The 1597-nt window shown below is 26.5% G+C and carries 2 protein-coding genes; both read left to right on the forward strand.

The features are described 5' to 3' along the window. The coding region (locus QZ429_RS07625; protein ID WP_291953401.1) for a DUF2920 family protein at window positions 1-436 on the forward strand (436 nt) is incomplete at its 5' end. Further along, the coding region (locus tag QZ429_RS07630) for a DUF2920 family protein (protein WP_291953403.1) at window positions 423-1597 on the forward strand (1175 nt) is incomplete at its 3' end. The genes QZ429_RS07625 and QZ429_RS07630, both read left to right, overlap by 14 nt.

Here is a 1597-nt window from a genome sequence, read left to right on the forward strand (position 1 = left end):
TTCAAATAAACAATCTCCTAGGTATTTTTCACCAGCTAGGAAATTTATAAGAGAAGTTCTTAATAAAGATCATCTAAAAACGCAAAGTTTGTATCCTAAGCCTAAATACATTTTTTATCATAGTAAAATAGACAATCGATCCCCTTATAAAGATAAAAAAATATTTTACGATTTATTAAAAAGTATGAGTTTTAATGCTAGTTTATATGGTATTGAACATAAAGATGTTGATGGCAAATTCATTAAAAATTTAGAACACGGAATGGGAATTCCTATGAAATTGCTTGTTAAAAAACATTTACCAGATATCTTAAAAGAAAAAACTAAAGATAAAATTTGTAAAAAAGAAATTTCTTATCAAAGTGATGATTTAATTTATACTTTCAAAGAAAAAGATGACAAAATACTTTTAAAGGTAGAATATGCTCATAGATAAAACTTATTTTATAGACTCTTGTGATGATGTAGAGCTTAATATAAAAAGAGAAAGTAAGCTTGAATTTAGATTAAGTTATGATGATAGTAAAGAAATAAAAGCTATAGTTTGTATGATACCTGGATTAGGCGGGGATAGTGATGAAAATTACAAAGCGAATTTGGCTCAATATTTTGCAACGCACTATAATGTTGCAGTTTTAAGTGTGAATTATCATTGCATAGGAAATCGCCCGCAAACAGGAGCTAAATTTTATTTAGATGATATAGATAAAATGATCTTTGATACAAGTTTAAAAGCTATAAATTTAAATATACCTTATGATATACAAAGTTTAAATACTTTTGAGGATTTTTTTCCAGCAATGGCTCATCTTAACAATCAAATACAAAATTTAAAAACTAAATGGGAATTTGATAGAAATTATTATTTGGATTTAAGTGTGAGTTTGCAACCTACTAAAAATGAGTATCAAAATTTTGGCATTATGCAAGCAATAGATGTTTTAAATGCTTTTTTATATATAAAGAAAAATCCGCCTTTTAAAGTTATGGGGGGGGGTATTAAGAGTATTTTAATTGGAGCTTCTCATGGTGGATATTTAGCAAATTTGTGTGCAAAAATTGCTCCTTGGAATGTTGATTGGGTGATAGATAATTCTTCTTATGTATATTTTGAAAAAATATGGAGAATTATAGGCTTTGGAAAGGAGGTTGATTATACTAAATACCTTTGTTTTGGAACCTTTCATTTTTTTAACAATATTCGACTTTGTTGCTTTGATAAAACTTACTGGACTTCAAACAAACAATCTCCTAGGTATTTTTCACCAGCAAGAAGAAAAATAAGAGACATACTCAACAAAGAACACTTAAAAACGCAAAGTTTGTATCCTAAACCTAAATACATTTTTTATCATTCTAAATTTGACACTGAAATTGCTCCAGTTGAAGATAAGGAAAAATTGTTTGATATTTTAAAAGATTGTAATTTTGATTTTACTCCTCATATAATACAAACTCAAGCTCAAGTTGATGGTAAATTTATCAAGGATTTAAAACATGGTATGAATATGTCAATTAAAACTTTAATAAATATGTATTTAGCAGATATCTTAAAAGAAAAAACTAAAGATAAAATTTGCAAAAAAGAAATTTCTTA

It is taken from the genome of Campylobacter sp. (assembly GCF_020024835.1).
Taxonomy (GTDB): domain Bacteria; phylum Campylobacterota; class Campylobacteria; order Campylobacterales; family Campylobacteraceae; genus Campylobacter_D.